The sequence below is a fragment of the Cobetia sp. UIB-001 genome (assembly GCF_044789135.1).
Taxonomy (GTDB): Bacteria; Pseudomonadota; Gammaproteobacteria; order Pseudomonadales; family Halomonadaceae; genus Cobetia; species Cobetia amphilecti.
Genome location: NZ_CP058244.1, coordinates 3,489,481 through 3,507,796, shown reverse-complemented (window position 1 = coordinate 3,507,796; position 18,316 = coordinate 3,489,481). Strand labels below are relative to the sequence as shown.

Genomic DNA, 18,316 nt, shown 5'->3' with positions numbered 1-18,316 from the left:
GGACTTGATCTGATGGGCCTGCCACGGCCCGGACCCCATGTATCTGACAGGGAATCACCATGTCGCCAGAGTTTGAACGCCGCCTCTCGCATCTGCTGGACCGACTCGAGCCGATGCTGCCGCCGACGGCTGTCGAAGTGGACTGGACACGCGATGTCGCCGCCTTGTGGACCCGCCACCCGCTGGGAGGGCGCCTGACGCCGATCGCGCCGCGTGACGCCCTGACTCTCGAGGATCTGCTCGGCATCGCACGCCAGAAGCGCGAGCTGCTGGCCAACACCCGCGCCTTCCTTGCGGGCAAGCCGGCCAACCACGCGCTGCTGTGGGGCGCCCGTGGCACCGGCAAGTCATCGCTGGTCCGCGCACTGCTCAATACCCTGGGCCGCGAGGGGCTGCGTCTGATCCAGATCGACCGGCACGACCTGCCGGCACTGCCGGCGCTGGTCGCCGAGCTGGCCCAGCAGCCGCATCGCTTCATCGTCTATTGCGATGACCTGTCCTTCGAGGGCAGCGATGACGCCTACAAGGCGCTCAAGAGCGTGCTGGATGGCACCCTGACCGGGCCGCCGGAGAACGTGCTGCTGTACGCCACCTCCAACCGTCGTCATCTGCTGCCGGAACATATGAGCGATAACCAGGCCACCCACATCGTCGATGGCGAGCTGCATCATGGCGATGCAGTGGAAGAGAAGATCTCGCTGTCGGACCGCTTCGGTCTGTGGCTGGCCTTCCATCCCTTCAACCAGGACGCCTATCTGGAGACCTGTCAGCATTGGGTGGAATGGCGTCTCGGCGCTGGCAGCTTCGATGAGGCCGCGCGTGGCGAGGCGCTGCGCTACGCCACCCAGCGCGGGGTGCGCAGCGGGCGTGCCGCCTGGCAGTTTGCCAATCTCTGGGCGGGGCAGAAGACGCTGGAGGCGTGAGCCCGTTGCTTGACGCCCTTGAGATGATTGCGGCGCTTGAGGTGCTTGAAGCGTCAGTGCTCGCGACATGAAAAAGCCGCCCCTGCAGTCATCTGCAGGGGCGGCTTTTTCATGGGGCAGGCTGGCGGATCAGATCCGCTCGCCTGCCATCACGCACGGGCGCAGTTCACGCCATCAACGGCGCTGCTTGCGTTCCTTGCGAGCTTCCTTGGTGCGCGCCAGTGAACGCTCTTTCGCGCGTTCGCGGTCGTCAGCCCCCTGAGCGCCATCGAAAGGGTTGTCGCCGGAGCGGAACTCGAAGCGCATCGGCGTGCCCTTGACCTTGAGCACCTTGCGGAAGGTGTTGGTCAGGTAGCGCTTGTAGGCTTCCGGCAGACGGTTGGTCTGGTTGCCGTGCACCACGATCAGCGGCGGATTGGCGCCACCCTGGTGAGCCATGCGCAGCTTGATGCGACGGCCGTTGACCATCGGCGGCTGGTGCGCCTGGGTGGCGTCCTGCAGCAGAGTGGTCAGACGCTTGGTCGACCAGCGGGCCACGGCGCTTTCGAAGGCGCGGTCGATGGACGGGTAGAGATCACCCACCGCAGTGCCGTGCAGCGCGGAGATGAAGTGCAGGTCAGCGTAGTCGGCAAAGCCCAGACGACGCTTGATCTCGGAGCGCATCTTCTCCTTGGCTTCGCTTTCCAGGCCATCCCACTTGTTGACCACCAGCACCAGCGCGCGGCCGCTGGTCAGCACGAAGTCCAGCAGGTGCAGGTCCTGCTCGACCAGCCCCTGGCGGGCATCGAGCACCATCACGGCGACGTTGCACTTCTTGATCGCTTCCAGCGTCTTGATGATGGAGAACTTCTCCACCACTTCGCGCACGTTCTTGCGACGACGGATCCCGGCGGTATCGACCAGCAGGTAAGGCTTGCCACGACGCTCGAAGGGAATCTCCACGGCGTCGGTGGTGGTGCCGGCCTGGTCATAGACGACCACGCGCTCCTCGCCCAGCAGGCGATTGACCAGCGTCGACTTGCCGACGTTCGGGCGACCGATGATGCCGATGCGCACGCCGCGATCATCCAGCTCCGGGTGCAGGTCCTCGTCTTCGCCTTCCTCGACTTCAGGGTAGGGCGAGAGCACCTCTTCCAGCAGCGTGGTGACGTTGCGGCCGTGCTCGGCGGCGATGGCGCGCGGGTCACCCAGACCCAGGGTCCAGAAGTCGGACTTGCCGATCTCCTCGTCCATGCCGTCGGTCTTGTTGACCACCAGCCAGGTCTTCTTCTGGTTGACGCGCAGGTGATTGGCGATGGCCTCGTCCGCCATGTTCAGGCCGGCGCGCGCATCGACCATGAACAGCACGATGTCGGCTTCGTCGATGGCGGCCAGTGACTGGCCGGCCATCATCAGGTCGATGCCTTCCTCGTCACCGCTGATGCCGCCGGTGTCGATGACGGTGTAGGGCTTGCCGCCGACCTTGCCGGTGCCGTACTTGCGGTCACGGGTCAGGCCGGGGAAATCGGCGACCAGAGCATCACGGGTCTTGGTGAGGCGATTGAATAGCGTCGACTTGCCGACATTCGGGCGGCCGACCAGGGCGATCACGGGGTTCATGGAATCTCACAGCATTCGCAGGGATAGCATCGATGCCGGCCCCGTACGGTCTGCTTCGAACCATGATGGCTGGAAAGCACCTTGTGCAGGCAGGGCGATAGCGATGATATCGGACTTGGGGCACTGGATGACGACGCAGGCGTCGCATGCATCCAGTATGGTCCGCCGACAGGGGGTTAGCACTGTCGGCGGAAAGATCTCGTGGCTGAATCAATGGCTGCGTCGTGCGGCAGGCCTGATCAGCGGGGGCAGCATTCTAGCATTGACAGGGAGTTGCTACCAATGGCGCATTACGACAACGGCAGCCAGATGGCTGCCGTTGTCGTGACGAGGGCTGAACGAGGCGCATGTCAGATTGCGGGGCAGGCTGACGTGCGCGCTCGATCAGTGGCTTACGGGGCTTCGAGATCCAGCGCCGTCAGCTCGCCATCGTTGGTGTAGACGTAGATGCGCTTGCCTTCGGTCAGCGGGGTGATGCTGATGCCATCGCCCCCCACGTCATAGCGGCCGGCCATCTCGCCGCTCTGGGCGTCGATCAGGTGCACATAGCCTTCGTAGTCACCGACCACCAGCTTGCCATCGACGAAGGCCGGAGAGGTCAGCCAGCGGCCTTCCAGGTCTTCGGACTTCCACAGCACGTTGCCCGTGTTGGCATCCATCGCCAGCACATGGCTGGCATTGTCGATGCTGAACAGGTAATCGCCGACCACGATGGGCGTCAGATAGCTGGAGGACGGCTTGTCCCACAGCGGCTCGCCGTTGCGGGCGTCCAGCGCGATCAGGCGACCGTTGTAGCTGGTGACGAACAGGCGACCATCCTGGGTCAGTACCGGCTGGCCATCGAGATCGACCAGCTGGTCCACCTCGGTGCGCCCGGCCGGCACGGCAACGCGCAGGTCCCACAGTTCCTGACCTGAGCGGTTGTCGAGCGTGACCAGCTTGCCGTTGGCGAAGCCCGCGAAGGTGACCGGCTGGATGACACGCGGCGCGCCGGTGCCACGCAGCGTCAGGGCCGGAATCGTGGCCGAGTAGGCCCACTGCTCTTCGCCGGTGAAGCGATCAAGCGCGGTCACGGTGCCATCGACGCTCTGCACCACGACCAGCTCGTCGTTGTACTGCGGCGCGGCCAGCACTTCACTGGAGACACGCGTGCTCCATTCGATGCTGCCATCTTCCTGGCTGACGGCGCTGACCTTGCCATCGCGCGTACCGATGTACAGGCGAGAGGCATCGGCATTCAGTGCGCTGGTGATGCCAGCCGGCAACCGTGTCTGCCAGATGTCGTCGCCACTGTCGGCAGCGAGGGCTTCCAGCTCACCGCCTTCGGCACCGACGAACAGCTTGTCGTTGGCGAAGATCGGTGACAGCGGATAGTGGGCACGGCCCAGGCCATTGCCGACCGATTCGCTCCAGACGGAATCCAGCGCGACCTGACGATCGAAATCGACCAGCTCCTTGGGCGCATATTCCGGTTGGGCACTGCTGGCACAACCGGCCAGCAGACTCACGGCCAGCAGCGAGGCCGGTACGCTCAGACGACGAGTGACGCTCATGAAGAAGACTCCGCAGCCAGATCGGCGAGTTTCAGGTCGAGACCGTAGACCGGCTGACCACTTTCCTGCGACAGGGTGCTGGCCTGCTGATAGGCGGCGATGGCCTCATCACGCTTGTCCTGTGCGGCCAGGGCATCGCCACGCACCGCCGCCGCCTGCGCTGCCAGCGGCGCCGGCGGGCTCTTGAGCAGGGCGAGTGCCGCGTCGTTGTCGCCGCGCTCGACGTTGATGCGCGCCAGACGCAGGCTGGCCAGCCCCTGCAGGTAGCTGTCATCGCTGTTGTCGATCACGCTCTGCAGCGCCGTGGCGGCTGCGTCGAGATCGTTGGCCTTGACCGACATGCTGGCATCCAGCAGGTGTGCCATCTGGGTGTAGAGGCTGTCGCCGTGCTCGCTTTCCAGTTCGCCGATCAGCGTACGCGCCTGCTTGACGCCGGCGTCTTCCAGCTTGGGCTGGCTGACGAGGCTGATCAGTTGCTGGTAACGCACGGAGGCCGCTTCGGACTGGCTGGCGTCGTAGTTCTGCCAGGCCTTGAAGGCAAAGACACCGGCGCCGGCCAGTACGACACCGGCAATCAGTGACTTGCCGTTCTCGCTCCACCAACGCTTGATGGCTTCAAGCTGTTCTTCTTCGCTTCTGAGCTCTTCCGCCACGGGCGGTCTCCTTGACCTGGCCGGCATGCCGGCACTTGCATTCGTGAGGCGGAGAGCTGGCTCTCCGCCCGATATTCATTGGCAGTCTCAGGCGCCGAAGACGCTGTCGAGACGTTCGCCCAGCGCACGCTGGTTCAGCGTTTCCTGGTCGCGTTCCTCGCGCAGGAACTTGAGCGCCACCGTGCCTTCGATGACTTCATTCTCACCGAGAATCAGCGCGATGCGAGCACCGCTCTTGTCGGCCTTCTTCATCTGGCTCTTGAAGCTGCCGCCACCGCAATGCAGCACCAGACGCAGATTGGGCAGGGCAGTACGCAGCTCTTCGGCCAGACGCATGGCTTCGCCTTCGGCCTGCTCGCCCATCGACATCAGGTAGACATCGACGGTCTCGCGGACGTCCTGCGGTACCAGTTCCAGTGTCTCGAGCAACAGGATGAGGCGCTCGACGCCCATCGCGAAGCCGACCGCCGGTACCGGCTTGCCGCCCAGCTGTTCGAACAGGCTGTCGTAGCGGCCGCCGGCACACACGGTGCCCTGGCTGCCCAGCGCGGTGGTGGTCCATTCGAACACACTGCGCGAGTAGTAATCGAGGCCACGCACCAGGCGCGGGTTGATGACGTACTCGATGCCGGCGGCGTCGAGACGTGCCTTGAGGCCCTCGAAGTGCACGCGGGACTCTTCATCCAGATGATCCCCCAGGCGCGGCGCGGCGTCGACGACGGCGGCCATGTCCGGGTTCTTGGTGTCGAGGATGCGCAGCGGGTTGCTGTGCAGACGACGCTTGGAGTCTTCGTCGAGGACATCCAGGTGCTGTTCGAAGTATTCGACCAGCAGGTCACGATAGGCGGCACGCGCCTCGAGGCTACCCAGCGAGTTGAGCTCGAGCGTGACGTGCTCCAGCAGGCCCAGCTGGCGCCACAGACGCGCGGAGATCAGGATCATCTCGGCATCGATGTCAGGACCTTCCATGCCGTAGGCTTCGACGCCCACCTGATGGAACTGACGATAACGGCCCTTCTGCGGGCGCTCGTGGCGGAACATCGGACCGGTGTACCACAGACGCTGGATCTGGTTGTGGACCAGGCCATTCTCCATCGCCATGCGCACGCAGCTGGCGGTGCCTTCCGGACGCAGGGTCAGGCTGTCGCCGTTACGGTCGTCGAAGGTGTACATCTCCTTCTCGACGATGTCGGTGACTTCGCCGATGGAGCGCTTGAACAGCGCGGTCTGCTCGACGATGGGGGTGCGGATTTCGCGATAGCCGTACTGGCCCATCAGCGCTTCCACCTGGTGCTCGAAGTATTGCCATACCGGTGACTGGTCCGGCAGCAGGTCGTTCATGCCACGAATGGCCTGGATCTTGGTACTCAACGTTCTCTCCTGAATCCTTGCGCGTCTCCCCACGGCGCTCGCATGACGTCATGCAGGCGGGTGGGGAGACGAAGGCGCGTCAATCATGACGCGCAAGCCAGCCGAGACAAGCTCAGCTCTGGCGGATGATAGTGTCGGCCTCACGGGCCTCTTTTTCCGCGACCTTGTCACGGATGAGTCGCTCAAGATCGTCAACCAGGGTGTCATTGGTCAACTTGCTGGCCGGCTTGCCGTCCAGGTAGACCAGGTTGGCGGGGCTGCCGCCGGTCAGACCGACATCGGTCTCCTTGGCTTCGCCGGGGCCATTGACGACACAGCCGATGACCGAGACGTTCAGCGGCGTCATCACGTCTTCAAGACGTGTCTCCAGCTCGTTCATGGTCTTGATGACGTCGAAATTCTGACGCGAGCAGCTGGGACAGGCAATGAAGTTGATGCCCTTGGCGCGCAGCTTGAGGCTCTTGAGCATGTCGAAGCCGACCTTGATCTCCTCGACGGGGTCCGCTGCCAGCGACACGCGGATGGTGTCACCGATGCCGTCCATCAGCAGCATGCCCAGGCCGATGGAAGACTTGACGGTGCCCGAGCGCAGGCCGCCCGCTTCGGTGATGCCCAGGTGCAGCGGCTGTTCGATGCGCGCTGCCAGGTCACGATAGGCGGCGACGGCCATGAACACGTCGCTGGCCTTGACGCTGACCTTGAAGTCCTGGAAATCGAGGCGATCCAGATGGTCGATGTGACGCATGGCAGATTCGACCAGCGCCGCCGGCGTCGGTTCGCCGTATTTCTTCTGCAGGTCCTTTTCCAGCGAGCCTGCGTTGACGCCGATGCGGATCGGGATGCCGTTGTCGCGTGCGGCGCTGACCACGGCGCGCACGCGGTCTTCACGACCGATGTTGCCCGGGTTGATGCGCAGGCAGTCGACGCCAAGTTCCGCCACACGCAGGGCGATCTTGTAATCGAAGTGGATGTCGGCGACCAGCGGAATGTTGCTCTGCTGCTTGATGCGACCGAAGGCTTCGGCGGCATCCATGTCCGGCACGCTGACACGCACGATATCGGCACCGGCATCCTCGAGGCGCTTGATCTGCGCGACGGTGGCGGCGACATCGTTGGTGTCGGTGTTGGTCATGCTCTGCACGGAAATCGGTGCATCGCCGCCGACGGCCACATTGCCGACATGAATCTTGCGCGAGACGCGGCGCTTGATGGGGGAGTGACTATGCATGGGATTCCGGATCATTCACCGAGGGTAAGTTTGGCGACACTGCCGCGCGTGACGCGCGTGAGGTCGACCGCTTCATTCATGTAACGCAATTCGACGCCAGAGGCATTGCCGATGGTCAGCGTGAAGGGCGGCTTGCCTTCCAGCGTCGTGCTGGTGCCGGCCTCGTTGTTGCCGCGCAGCAGGCGCTTGCCATCGGCATCACGAATGTCGGTCCAGGAATTGATGTTGAACGTCAATTCGAGCTTGCGCGGGTCTGCCGCCGGCGCAGCTTCTTCTGCTGCGCTCTCTTGTGTGGTGTCGGCACTGGCATCGGCGACAGCACTCACGTCAGTGGCAGCGGCGCTATCCGTGGCAGCGCCAGACGCTGACGTGCCAGCCTCTGCAGCGCCCGGCGCGGCCGCGGTCGCGCCTGTATCGAGCGCGTCGGCACTCTGCGCTGTCGCCTCGGACGAGGTTGCTGCCTCGACGGCAGACGCATCACCGGTGGCGGTAGCAGTGGAGGACGGCGCCGCTTCACTGGCAGAGGACTGCGAGAGCGAAAGCTCGATGGAGCCATCGGCGTTCACGACCGGTGCGGCGTTGTCCGCATCGCTGCCACCTTCGAGGGCGGAGGTTTCCGCCGGCGAGGTGCGGCCATAGTCGCCACTCTGCCACCACACGTAGCTGAGACCGATCAGACCGGCGATGACCAGCAGGCTGACGAGGCGGAACAAGTACTTGCCCATCTTGCCCGGCGGGCGCACCGACGGCGTGGAACTGGGGGTGTAGCGCTCGGCTTCGGTGGTGCCGAACTGGGCATTGTACTGCCCGACGATCGCCTTCTCGTCCATGCCCAGCAGGCGGGCATAGGCACGCAGATAGCCGCGACGGTACGCGGCGATGGGAATCTGGTCGTAGTGGTCGCGTTCCAGGTCATCGACCAGGCTGGGGCGCAGGTTGAGCTGTGTCGCCACCTCATCACGCGACAACCCCTGATGCTCGCGCTCCAGCTTGAGGCGCGTGCCAGGCAGTGCATCACTGGCGTGCTGATCAGGGGCGGGTTGATGTTCGCTCATGGCGCATCCTTGTAAGGAAAAACTGTCTACCGAACGCACATCCGGGCGCTCTTCCGGTACTGCGGGAAACTGCTCCTGACACTGATGCTGGAGCATGCTGACTGATGCTGTCGCGCGATTGGCCGGGTACTGCACGACTCGTTGTTCATCATGCGAGTGAGCAGCGTGAAAAGCGATGACCCCCCCATGCCAATCGACGCGCACGAACACACGTTCGTCCGCGTCGGCACTATACCAAGCCCGCGCCGAGATTTTCACCGGCATTTCGGTCTTCTCGGTCCTGCTTGCAGCGACCCCGCCCGTGAGGTGGCGCCATCAGCGGCGTCGTTGCGCCTCGCTCAGGGAGTGCGAATCACCGCGCGACCGGATTCCCGTGTCATGACCTGCTCCAGCTGACGGCTGTAGAGATCTGCCAGACGACTGTCGCCGCGTGCGGTGGCCACATCGACGGCCAGGGCGAGACTGTCGCTATCGGTGCCTGCCAGACGGAAGTAGCGGCTCAGCGCCGACTGGGCGGCGTCATTGTCGCCGGCGTCATGCGACATGCGTGCCACCGCCAACCAGGCCTCTGACTCACGCGGGTTGATCTTGACGGCGCGCTCGAAACTCTTCGCGGCCTCGCTGGTCTTGCCCAGCTGCAACTGACAGCGGCCCAGATTGGTGTAGAGCTGGCCACGATTGTCGTAGGTCAGGTCTTCTGCCGCGATCTCGAGCTGCCGACAGGCCTCGACGTATTCACCGCGAGAATAGAGGAAGGCCGCGTAGTTGTTGCGCGCACGAGTAAAGGACGGATCGCTGGAAATGGCCTGATTGAAATAGTCATCGGCGAGCACGTTCTCACCCTGACGCTGATAGATCATCGCCAGCCCGGCCTTGGCCTCGGCATTGCTGCTCTGCAGCTTGAGTGCCTTCTGGAAGGCGCTGTCAGCGCGTTGCAGCTGATTACGACCCAGATAGGCCTCCCCGAGTTCCACGTAGGCGTTCGAGGCCTTGTTGTCATCCGGCGGGGCGTAGGGGTCGTTGGTTTCCACGCGTGTCGCGCAGCCTGCGAGGGTCAGGCCGGCAAACCCGAGGCACAGCAGCAGGGCTCGGGTGCGGCAAGTGATGCCGCGAGCAGCGGTGCGGGTGTGGGAATCATGCTGGCAGGGGCCCTGTGCGACAGAGTGATGGGCGACAGGGTCATGCTCATTGGTGCGATGACGGGGCAGACGACTCGGCATGCAATCCTCGCGTGAATGAAGGCTCATGATGTGCCTGCGGGCGAGGGTCGCGGCAGGCAACAAAAGCGCCCCCATCAAAGCGCCGCACCTGCCACAAGTCAAGGTGGCAGGGCGGCGCATGGCTATGGCGATAGCGTCAGGTCAGGGCTGGCAGCCGCTCAGTCGGCGTCGAGCTGGATGGCGTTGATGTAACGCTCGGCGCGACGGGTGCGGTCCTTGACCTGACCGACCAGCTGGCCACAGGCGGCGTCGATGTCATCGCCACGGGTCGCGCGCACCGGTGCGGTGTAGCCCAGCTCATAGAGACGCTGCTGGAAGCGCATCACCTGGTTGCGTGACGGCTTCTCGTAACCGGAATGCGGGAACGGGTTGAACGGGATCAGGTTGATCTTGCACGGCAGCTCGTCGAGCAGCGCGGCCAGTTCCTCGGCGTGCTGGATCTGGTCGTTGACGTCCTTGATCAGGGTGTACTCGATGGTGATGATACGTGCGTCGTCACACTTGGCCAGGTAGCGATGGCAGGAGTCGAGCAGTGCGCGGATGTTCCACTTGCGGTTGATCGGCACCAGCACGTTGCGCAGTTCATCGTTGGCCGCGTGCAACGAGATCGCCAGGCTGACGTCCATCTCGTCGCCGAGCTGGTCCAGCTTGGGCACCACACCGGAGGTGGAGAGGGTGACGCGACGCTTGGACAGGCCATAGGCGTTGTCGTCCAGCATCAGCTTCATCGCCGGCACGACGTTGTCGTAGTTCATCAGCGGCTCGCCCATGCCCATCATCACCACGTTGGTGACCGGACGCTTGCGGGTGTCCTTGCGGTCTTCGGCGCCACGGGTGGCGACCCACACCTGGCCGATGATCTCGGCGGCGGTCAGGTCACGCTCGAAGCCCTGCTTGCCGGTGGAGCAGAAGCTGCAGTCCAGCGAGCAACCGACCTGGGAAGACACGCACAGGGTGCGACGGTTGCCATTCTCGGACGGGATCAGCACGGTCTCGACATAGCTGCCATCGCTGACTTCCAGCACCCACTTGCGGGTGCCGTCCTTGGACTCGCCTTCATAGACGATGCCCGGCGCACGGATCTCGGCGACCTGCTTGAGGCGCTCGCGCAGCGGCTTGGCGAGGTTGGTCATCTCGTCGAAGCTGTCGACGCCTTCCTGGTGAATCCATTTCATCACCTGGGTGGCGCGGAATTTCTTCTCGCCGATGCTCTCGAAGAAGGCTTCCATCGCCGGGCGCGGCAGGCCCAGCAGGTTGGTGAGCTTGACGGCGGCAGGCGCCGCGGCATCGGTGGCAGTTGCAGTGGTATCAGTCATGGTATGGGCCGGTCGTGTCAGGGATGGGCAGGCGTCACACAAAGGATAGACGTCTGCAGGGCGACGCTGTCAGCGGAGGTGGCGATGGCTCGCAGACCTCAAGAGGCTCTCATCATCAGCGCAGTGCGCGTTGGCGTCACATGGCGTGGGGAGAGGGCGCTGCAGCGGCTTTCAGAAAAGCGTATCGGACCTGCTCAAGCGTCGAATCTGCTTCAGGGGGTGCATGCTGTCGCGCGACGCTTCAGCACGTCCGATACCACGACGGCCCCGCCTCGCAGGCAGGGCCGTCGTGTCATGCACGGCTGAAAGGCGCGTGCCCCGAAGGGCCGGGCTTCTCAGTCGTACAAGGCGAAATCAACCGCGCGGGCAGATTTCGTTGTCGCCGAAGAAGTAGGCGATTTCGCGAGCAGCAGATTCCGGCGCGTCAGAACCGTGAACGGCGTTGGCGTCGATGGAAGTGGCGAAGTCTGCACGGATGGTGCCGGCTTCTGCTTCCTTCGGGTTGGTAGCGCCCATCAGGTCGCGGTTCTTGGTGATGGCGTCTTCGCCTTCCAGCACCTGGATCATGACCGGGCCGGAAGTCATGAAGCCGACCAGCTCACCGAAGAAGCCACGTTCGCTGTGCTCAGCGTAGAAGCCTTCGGCCTGTTCCTTGGACAGGTGAACCATCTTGGAAGCGACGATCTGCAGACCGGCCTTCTCGAAGCGAGAGTAGATTTCGCCGATCACGTTCTTGGCAACGGCATCCGGCTTGATGATGGACAGAGTACGCTGAGTCATGGTGAATCTCCTGAGACAAGCTTTGAAGAGCCGCACGGCAGATGCCGAACGGCGGAAAACGGGCTCTGTCGGCATGCGCGCGACAAAAGTGGGCGGCATTATAGCGGCAAGTGCCACCGGCTGCATCCATCATGCCTGAGTCGCATGACGCACAGATGGCAAGCGCCTCGTCGGCATGGGCTGGCGAGGCGCTGAGGGTCGGTTCGGACGTTGCGCCTGGCCTGGACGCTGAAGCTCTGTTTACAAGCTGAAGCCAGTCTCAGACGCTGAAGCCTGGTCTACACGCTGAAGCTCTCACCACAACCACACTCGTCCTTGACGTTGGGGTTGTTGAAGCGGAAGTAGCGGTTCAGGCCGTCCTTGACGTAGTCCACTTCGGAGCCGTCGAGCACGGTGAGGGCTTCGGTGTCGACATAGACGGTGGCGCCGTGATCGACGAAGACGGCGTCTTCCTCGTTGACCTCGTCAGCGAAGTCGAGCACGTAGCTGTAGCCGGAGCAGCCGCTGGGCTTGACCGAGACACGCAGGCCAAGGCCGTGGCCGCGCTCGGCCAGCACGACGCGGATCTGGTCGGCGGCGGAGGAGGAAATCGACAGATGTGCCATGAGCAGTCTCCCGGGTCAGGCGCGCAGCGACGTCAGGGCATGCCTGAGTTCGCCGAGCGCGGATTCGATGTCGGCAGCGGTGGTGAAACGACCGAAGCTGAAGCGCAGTGATGACAGCGCCAGCGGACGGGGTACCCCGATGCCGGTGAGGACGAAAGACGGTTCGACACTGGCGGAATTGCAGGCCGAGCCGGTGGAAATCGCGATGCCGCGCAGCGCCATCAGCATCGCCTCGCCATCCACGCCCTCGAAGGCGAGATTGACGATGTTGGGCGCGCTGACCTCTATATCGGTATTGAAGTGCACGCCTTCAAGGCCGGCAAGCCCGGCGACGAACTGATCACGCAGCGCGACGAGGTGCTGGTGATCGGCGTCGAACTCTTCGGCGCTCAGGCGGTAGGCCTCGCCCATGCCGACGATCTGATGGGTCGGCAGGGTGCCGGAACGCATGCCACGCTCATGGCCACCGCCGTGGATCAGGGCATCGACCTTGATCTGCGGCTGGCGACGCACGTACAGCGCGCCGATGCCCTTGGGGCCGTAGGCCTTGTGGGCGGACAGTGACAGCATGTCGATGGGCTGACGGCTGACATCGATCTGCACCTTGCCGGGCGCCTGGGCGGCATCGACATGGAAGGTCGCGCCATGCGAGTGGGCGATGTCACCCAGCGCATCCAGATCATTCAGGCTGCCCAGCTCATTGTTCACCGCCATCAGCGATACCAGGATGGTGTCGCTGCGCAGGGCGTCGCGCAGGCTGTCCGGGCTGATGCGCCCGTCAGGCTGCGGCGCGATGCGCGTGACCTCGAAGCCTTCCGCCTCCAGCGCACTGGCGGTATCCAGAATCGCCTTGTGCTCGATGGTCGAGGTGATCAGATGGCGGCCACGCGCGGCATTGGCACGCATGTAGCCGGTCAGCGCCAGGTTGTCGGCTTCGGTGGCACCGCTGGTCCAGACGATCTCACGCGGGTCGGCACCGATCAGCTCGGCCACCTGACGACGTGCGCCCTCGACGGCCTGCTCGGCCAGCCAGCCCGGCATGTGACTGCGCGAGGCCGGATTGGCGAAGGTGCCGTCCTGCGTCAGGTGACGCATCATCAGCTCGGCGACGCGTGGGTCGACGGGCGTGGTGGCGGCATAGTCAAGGTAGATCGGCTGGGACATGGTGACTTCCTGAAGACACGACAGACAGTGATGACGGTGAACGTGATGAAGGCGATCTCGAGGGCGACGGGGCGCGGCGAGCATCGCCTCGGCTGGCCGTGCTCAGCCTGGCTGACAAACGCCGCTCAGCTGCCTTGCATGACGGTGATCGGTGTCGGCTCGCACGCCTTGCGCTGGCGACTGGCGATCTGGCGAATCTCTTCGCGCGCGACCAGGTCGGCCAGGCTGATGCCGTCGAGAAAGCCGTGGATCTCGTCGGACAGATCACACCACAGATGGTGCGTCAGGCAGGTGTCACCGGCCTGACAGTCCGACATTCCCTGACAGCGTGTGGCATCGACTGACTCGTTGACGGCGTCGATGATGCACGCCACCGAGGTGGTCTCGAGTTCGGTATCCAGCAGATAACCGCCACCGGGGCCACGCACGCTCTTGACCAGACCTGCACGCCGCAGACGCGCAAACAGTTGCTCCAGATACGACAGCGAGATGCCTTGGCGTACGGAAATATCGGCCAGACAGGTCGGGCCGCAACTGGCATGCAGGGCCAGATCGAGCATCGCGGTGACGGCGTAGCGTCCCTTGGTGGTCAGGCGCATGACAGAGTCCGTGAGCAGATGGAGCCTGCGACGTTGAGGACGAGGCCGGGCGTAGTCGCCGCCTCTGGCGAGACGGCGTATCAATGCGCCCCATTATGGTGGGGTGGTCTGGCGGGGTCAATCCCGACTGAATTGGTCAACTTTAGCCATGCTGACGTTCGGCGGGCTCCTGCGTATCGCTTGCCTGCTCGGTCGGTGATTGCTCAGTCGGCGCCTGCTGGGTCGAGGTCTGCTCGGAACTGGAGGCTGCCCGGCCCTTGGGCGAGGTGCTGCCCTGGGCCGCGGCAACGTCAGCGACGGTGGTCTCGCCACCGCAGGGCCCCAGTTCATCGATCAGCTGGGCGAAGTCGGCGTCATCGAGCTCCGGCAGGCGCCCGGCGCGATAGCTGGCATCCAGCTTGCGCAGCGTGCCGCACATCTGTTCGATGCGCTTGTCCACGGCATGCATGTGATCGAGCATCGCGTGCATGGAGCGCGCGACCGGATCGGGCATGTCCTGGCCCATGCCGTAGGCATCGAAGCCGAACTTCTCCTTCATGGCCTCGCGGCTTTCCGGGTCGACTGACGGCTCCTCTGCCACATCCGGCTCGGCACGTTTGACGATCTTGCCGGGAATGCCGACGACGGTGGCGCCGGCAGGCACTTCACGCGTGACCACGGCATTGGAGCCGACCTTGGCGCCGGCACCGACGGTGAACGGGCCGAGAATCTTGGCGCCGGCACCGACGATGACACCGTCGCCGAGGGTCGGGTGGCGCTTGCCGGCGTTCCAGGTGGTGCCGCCGAGAGTGACGCCGTGATAGAGGGTCACGTCATCGCCGATCAGGGCGGTCTCGCCGATCACGACGCCCATGCCGTGGTCGATGAAGAAGCGCCGACCGATGGTGGCACCCGGGTGGATCTCGATGCCGGTCAGCCAGCGCATCAGGGTCGAGCCGGTGCGCGCCAGCCATTTGGCGTTGTGGCGCCATAGCCAGTGATTGATGCGATGGGCCACCAGCGCATGCAGGCCCGGATAGTTGGTCAGGACTTCAAAGAAGTTGCGCGCCGCCGGATCACGGGCAAACACGCTATCGATGTCTTCACGCAGTCGAGTGAACATGGCGTGTCCTCAGGAAGTGCGGTTGGCCGTGTCGGCTTGTGCCAGGCGAACCTGCTTGTCCACCGCGGAAAGAATGCCGCGCAGAATGTTGATTTCCATGCTGTCCGGACGCGCGCGCAGATAGAGGCGACGCAGGCGTGCCATCAGCTGGCGCGGTTGTTCCGGATCGAGGAAGTCGACGCTGATCAGTGTCTTCTCGAGATGCTCGAACAGGCGCTCGAGGTCGGCATGGCTGGCCAGCGGGCTGTCCCAGTCGATGCCGAACGGCTGGTCATCCTCGGCACGCGGCGTCTCGCCGGCGGCTTCCTGGTCGGCCAGCCACGCCTGGCGGCACTCATAGGCCAGCACCTGCACCGCCGCGGCCAGATTCAGCGAGCTGAAATCCGGATTGGTCGGGATGTGCACGTGGCGGTGGCAGCGCTGCAGCTCTTCATTGGAGAGCCCGGAATCCTCGCGGCCGAAGACGATGGCCACGCGGGCATCCGGCAGGCGGGCTTCATCGGCCAGGGTGGCACCGAAGGCGCGCGGCGTGATCATCGGCCACGGCAGGTTGCGCGAACGTGCGCTGCAGCCGACCACCAGGCTGCAATCCGCCACGGCCTCTTCCAGCGTCTCGTGCACCGAGGCGCTGGCGACGAGTGCATCGGCACCCGAGGCGCGTGAGGCGGATTCCTGGCATTGCACCTGACATCGCGGCGCGACCAGTGCGAGATCGGCCAGGCCCATATTGAGCATGGCGCGGGCTGCACCACCAATGTTGCCGGGATGGCTGGTGCCAATCAGGACAATGCGCAGACGTTCAAGCATGAGGACTTCCAGGATAGCAATTGAAGGGCGGGTCGGCCGACGCGGCTGGCGCAGTGCGTGATCCGCATACGCAGACTCAGCGATAAATCGCGCGTCAGGACCCGATATCCTAGCATGAAGCCGCGTCAGGGAGCAGTTTCCCGCCGGTGTTGAGGGCAAGAGCGGCGCGAGGGAGGCGCGCGCGGGCAGGGCTCAGGGAGGCGAAGCGCAGGCAGAGGGTGGCCGCAGGCAATGGCAGCTCGAGCCGAGCTCTGATAGACTACGCCGTCCCGTCATGTCGCAACATGTGTTCGCCCTCGCTGGCGCCGCGTGCTGTGGCGGCTGGCAGCCTGCATACATTGCACTATGCAGCGCGCCCCGCGCCGTATCAGGATTCCTGTACGGGCTACATGACCGCCTGATCTGATTGCACCCAGTTTCGCTCGATCCGTGTTGCGCCGCGTTGATGTCTCACGCGCCGTGGCACCCGTTCTTTAACAGCTCCCGACTCGTCAAGGCCTTGATCATGCATCCGATGGTCCAATTTGCGCTGCGTGCTGCACGCGGTGCCGCAGAGCAGTTCGTCCGTGCTCGTGAACGTATCGAAGTCGCCCGTGGCGACAACGATCTCGACACCTTCATTGCAGACACTGCACGTCGCGCCGAAGCGCACATCGTGCGTCAGCTGGAGCGCGGTTATCCGCAACACGGTCTCTCCGGCCGTTATACCGACCATCGCGATGGTGAAGGTCAGGGCTCTGACTACCACTGGCGCATCGAGCCGGTGCACGGTTACTCCAACCTGGCCTCCGCGGCCTCCGGCTTCGCGCTGTCCGTGGTCTGCCTGTTCAAGGGCCGTGCCGAGCACGCCGTGGTCATCGCACCGTTCACTGACGAAGAGTACATCGTCAGCCGTGGCCGTGGTGCCCAGCACTCCGGTCACCGTATCCGCGTGACCAACGCCACCTCCATCGAAGGTGCGCGCCTGGCGATGGGTCTGCCGGAAAGCTGGCAGCGTCCGCGTCACCTGCCGACCTACCTCTCCATCGTTCAGCAGGTCGGCCCGCAGGTCGAGATGCTGCGCACCAGCGGCTGTGCGCTGCTGGATGTGCTCGAGCTGGCCTCCGGTCGCGTCGATGCCGTCTATGTGCTGGGTCTGGATGCCGGTGACAGCGAGATCGTCAGCCTGTTCCTGAAGGAATGTGGCGCACTGGCAGGCAGTGCCGACGGCACGCCGGTCGTGGTTGCCGAAGGCACCCTGATGGCCGCTGGCGCGCGTCTGTACAAGGCGCTGGCGCAGACCATGCAGCCGCACCTGTAAGACCCTGCAAGATGACGTGACCTGACAGCCCTCGGGGCCGTCTGGAGAACGAAAAAAACCCCACCTCGCATGAGGTGGGGTTTTTTTGTGCCTGGCGATCCGTGCCGGGCTTAACGAGCGGAGGCGCTTACGGCGCGCCGTCCTCGAACTGCTCCTTGGGCGGGGGGATCAGATCCACACGCTTCAGGCCGACCACCAGCAGCAGCGCCGCTGCCACGTAGATGGACGAGAAGGTCCCCGCGACCACACCGATGATCAGTGCGATGGCGAAGTTGTGGATCATGTCACCGCCGAGGAAGTACAGCGCCAGCAACACCAGCAAGGTGGTGCCGGAGGTGGACAGCGTGCGTGACAGCGTCGCGTTGATGGCGTCATTGAAGATCGACGGCATGTCATCGGTACGCGATTTGCGGATGTTCTCGCGAATGCGGTCGTAGACGATGATGGTGTCGTTCAATGAGTAGCCGATCACGGCCAGCACCGCGGCCAGTACCGTCAGGTCGAAGTCGAGTCCGAACAGGGCGAAGATGCCCAGCAGGATGATGACGTCGTGACCCAGCGAGATGAGTGCGCCGAGGGCGAACTTGTACTGGAAGCGGAAGGCCACGTAGACCATCACCACGGCCAGGGCGAGCAGCATGCCGAGACCGGACTGGTCACGCAGCTGATCACCGACCTGGGCACCGACGAACTCGGCGCGGATCAGGTTGACGCTGTCACCGGTGGCCTGCAGATGCGCCACGATGTCATTGCCGATACCGGCTTCGAAGCTCTGCTGCAGACGCACCAGAATCTCGTTGCTGGCACCGAAGGTCTGGACCGAGACATCCTTGTAGCCGGCGGCTTCCAGTGTCTGGCGCACGCTGTCCAGCGCCGGTGCTGCCTGGTATTTCACTTCCACCAGGGTGCCGCCGGTAAAGTCGAGGCCCAGGTTCAGGCCATGAATCACAAGGGCGCCAATGGCCACGATCGTCAGCACGATGGAGACGATGAAGGCCGCGCGCCGCTTGCTCATGAAGTCAAACTGTCGCATCACGATGG

At 64.1% G+C, this 18,316-nt stretch carries 17 protein-coding genes; 2 read left to right on the top strand and 15 right to left on the bottom strand.

Annotated elements, in window-relative coordinates; genetic code table 11:
- Window positions 1-59 precede the first annotated feature (59 nt).
- Window positions 60-923 (top strand): ATP-binding protein, encoded by an 864-nt coding sequence (locus HA399_RS14500; protein ID WP_043333805.1) that lies wholly within the window; start codon window positions 60-62, stop codon window positions 921-923.
- 174 nt (window positions 924-1,097) lie between these two features.
- On the opposite strand, the gene der is transcribed toward HA399_RS14500, so the two are convergent.
- From der to HA399_RS14430, 14 genes are all read right to left on the bottom strand, one after another.
- On the bottom strand, window positions 1,098-2,522 hold the full coding sequence (gene der / locus HA399_RS14495) for a ribosome biogenesis GTPase Der (protein ID WP_043333806.1): 1,425 nt from the start codon (window positions 2,520-2,522) through the stop codon (window positions 1,098-1,100).
- Between the two features lie 392 nt (window positions 2,523-2,914).
- Window positions 2,915-4,075 carry an outer membrane protein assembly factor BamB gene (gene bamB, locus HA399_RS14490; RefSeq protein ID WP_404325368.1) on the bottom strand — a complete coding sequence of 387 codons (1,161 nt, stop codon included), beginning with the start codon at window positions 4,073-4,075 and terminating at the stop codon, window positions 2,915-2,917.
- Window positions 4,072-4,728, bottom strand: a complete 657-nt coding sequence (locus HA399_RS14485) for a tetratricopeptide repeat protein (RefSeq protein WP_043333808.1) — start codon at window positions 4,726-4,728, stop codon at window positions 4,072-4,074. The genes bamB and HA399_RS14485 overlap by 4 nt, the downstream gene beginning before the upstream one ends.
- Before the next feature lie 87 nt (window positions 4,729-4,815).
- The gene (gene hisS, locus HA399_RS14480; RefSeq protein WP_084589419.1) at window positions 4,816-6,099 is read right to left on the bottom strand and encodes a histidine--tRNA ligase; all 1,284 of its coding nucleotides are present in this window, start codon (window positions 6,097-6,099) and stop codon (window positions 4,816-4,818) included.
- Window positions 6,100-6,211: 112 nt separating this feature from the next.
- On the bottom strand, window positions 6,212-7,327 hold the full coding sequence (ispG, locus tag HA399_RS14475; protein WP_043333809.1) for a flavodoxin-dependent (E)-4-hydroxy-3-methylbut-2-enyl-diphosphate synthase: 1,116 nt from the start codon (window positions 7,325-7,327) through the stop codon (window positions 6,212-6,214).
- A gap of 11 nt (window positions 7,328-7,338) precedes the next feature.
- A complete protein-coding gene (locus HA399_RS14470) occupies window positions 7,339-8,382 on the bottom strand; it encodes a RodZ domain-containing protein (protein ID WP_404325367.1) in 1,044 nt (347 codons plus the stop codon).
- A 338-nt stretch (window positions 8,383-8,720) separates the two neighbouring features.
- Window positions 8,721-9,629, bottom strand: coding sequence for a type IV pilus biogenesis/stability protein PilW (gene pilW / locus HA399_RS14465; RefSeq protein ID WP_404325366.1), 909 nt, complete (start codon window positions 9,627-9,629; stop codon window positions 8,721-8,723).
- Between the two features lie 131 nt (window positions 9,630-9,760).
- Window positions 9,761-10,918 carry a 23S rRNA (adenine(2503)-C(2))-methyltransferase RlmN gene (gene rlmN, locus HA399_RS14460; protein ID WP_404325365.1) on the bottom strand — a complete coding sequence of 386 codons (1,158 nt, stop codon included), beginning with the start codon at window positions 10,916-10,918 and terminating at the stop codon, window positions 9,761-9,763.
- Window positions 10,919-11,272: 354 nt separating this feature from the next.
- On the bottom strand, window positions 11,273-11,698 hold the full coding sequence (gene ndk / locus HA399_RS14455) for a nucleoside-diphosphate kinase (protein ID WP_043333812.1): 426 nt from the start codon (window positions 11,696-11,698) through the stop codon (window positions 11,273-11,275).
- A 278-nt stretch (window positions 11,699-11,976) separates the two neighbouring features.
- Window positions 11,977-12,303, bottom strand: a complete 327-nt coding sequence (locus tag HA399_RS14450; protein WP_043333813.1) for an iron-sulfur cluster assembly accessory protein — start codon at window positions 12,301-12,303, stop codon at window positions 11,977-11,979.
- Window positions 12,304-12,318: 15 nt separating this feature from the next.
- A complete protein-coding gene (locus tag HA399_RS14445; protein WP_404325364.1) occupies window positions 12,319-13,467 on the bottom strand; it encodes an aminotransferase class V-fold PLP-dependent enzyme in 1,149 nt (382 codons plus the stop codon).
- Between the two features lie 125 nt (window positions 13,468-13,592).
- Window positions 13,593-14,066: a Fe-S cluster assembly transcription factor gene (locus HA399_RS14440; protein ID WP_043333815.1), complete on the bottom strand. Its 474-nt coding sequence runs from the start codon at window positions 14,064-14,066 to the stop codon at window positions 13,593-13,595.
- Between the two features lie 142 nt (window positions 14,067-14,208).
- On the bottom strand, window positions 14,209-15,168 hold the full coding sequence (gene cysE, locus HA399_RS14435) for a serine O-acetyltransferase (RefSeq protein WP_404325363.1): 960 nt from the start codon (window positions 15,166-15,168) through the stop codon (window positions 14,209-14,211).
- Window positions 15,169-15,177: 9 nt separating this feature from the next.
- On the bottom strand, window positions 15,178-15,975 hold the full coding sequence (locus tag HA399_RS14430) for an RNA methyltransferase (protein ID WP_054556868.1): 798 nt from the start codon (window positions 15,973-15,975) through the stop codon (window positions 15,178-15,180).
- A 505-nt stretch (window positions 15,976-16,480) separates the two neighbouring features.
- Here HA399_RS14430 and HA399_RS14425 point away from each other — a divergent pair.
- Window positions 16,481-17,275 carry an inositol monophosphatase family protein gene (locus tag HA399_RS14425; protein ID WP_043333816.1) on the top strand — a complete coding sequence of 265 codons (795 nt, stop codon included), beginning with the start codon at window positions 16,481-16,483 and terminating at the stop codon, window positions 17,273-17,275.
- Window positions 17,276-17,402: 127 nt separating this feature from the next.
- On the opposite strand, the gene secF is transcribed toward HA399_RS14425, so the two are convergent.
- On the bottom strand, window positions 17,403-18,308 hold the full coding sequence (secF, locus tag HA399_RS14420) for a protein translocase subunit SecF (RefSeq protein ID WP_107336021.1): 906 nt from the start codon (window positions 18,306-18,308) through the stop codon (window positions 17,403-17,405).
- Window positions 18,309-18,316: the final 8 nt, after the last annotated feature.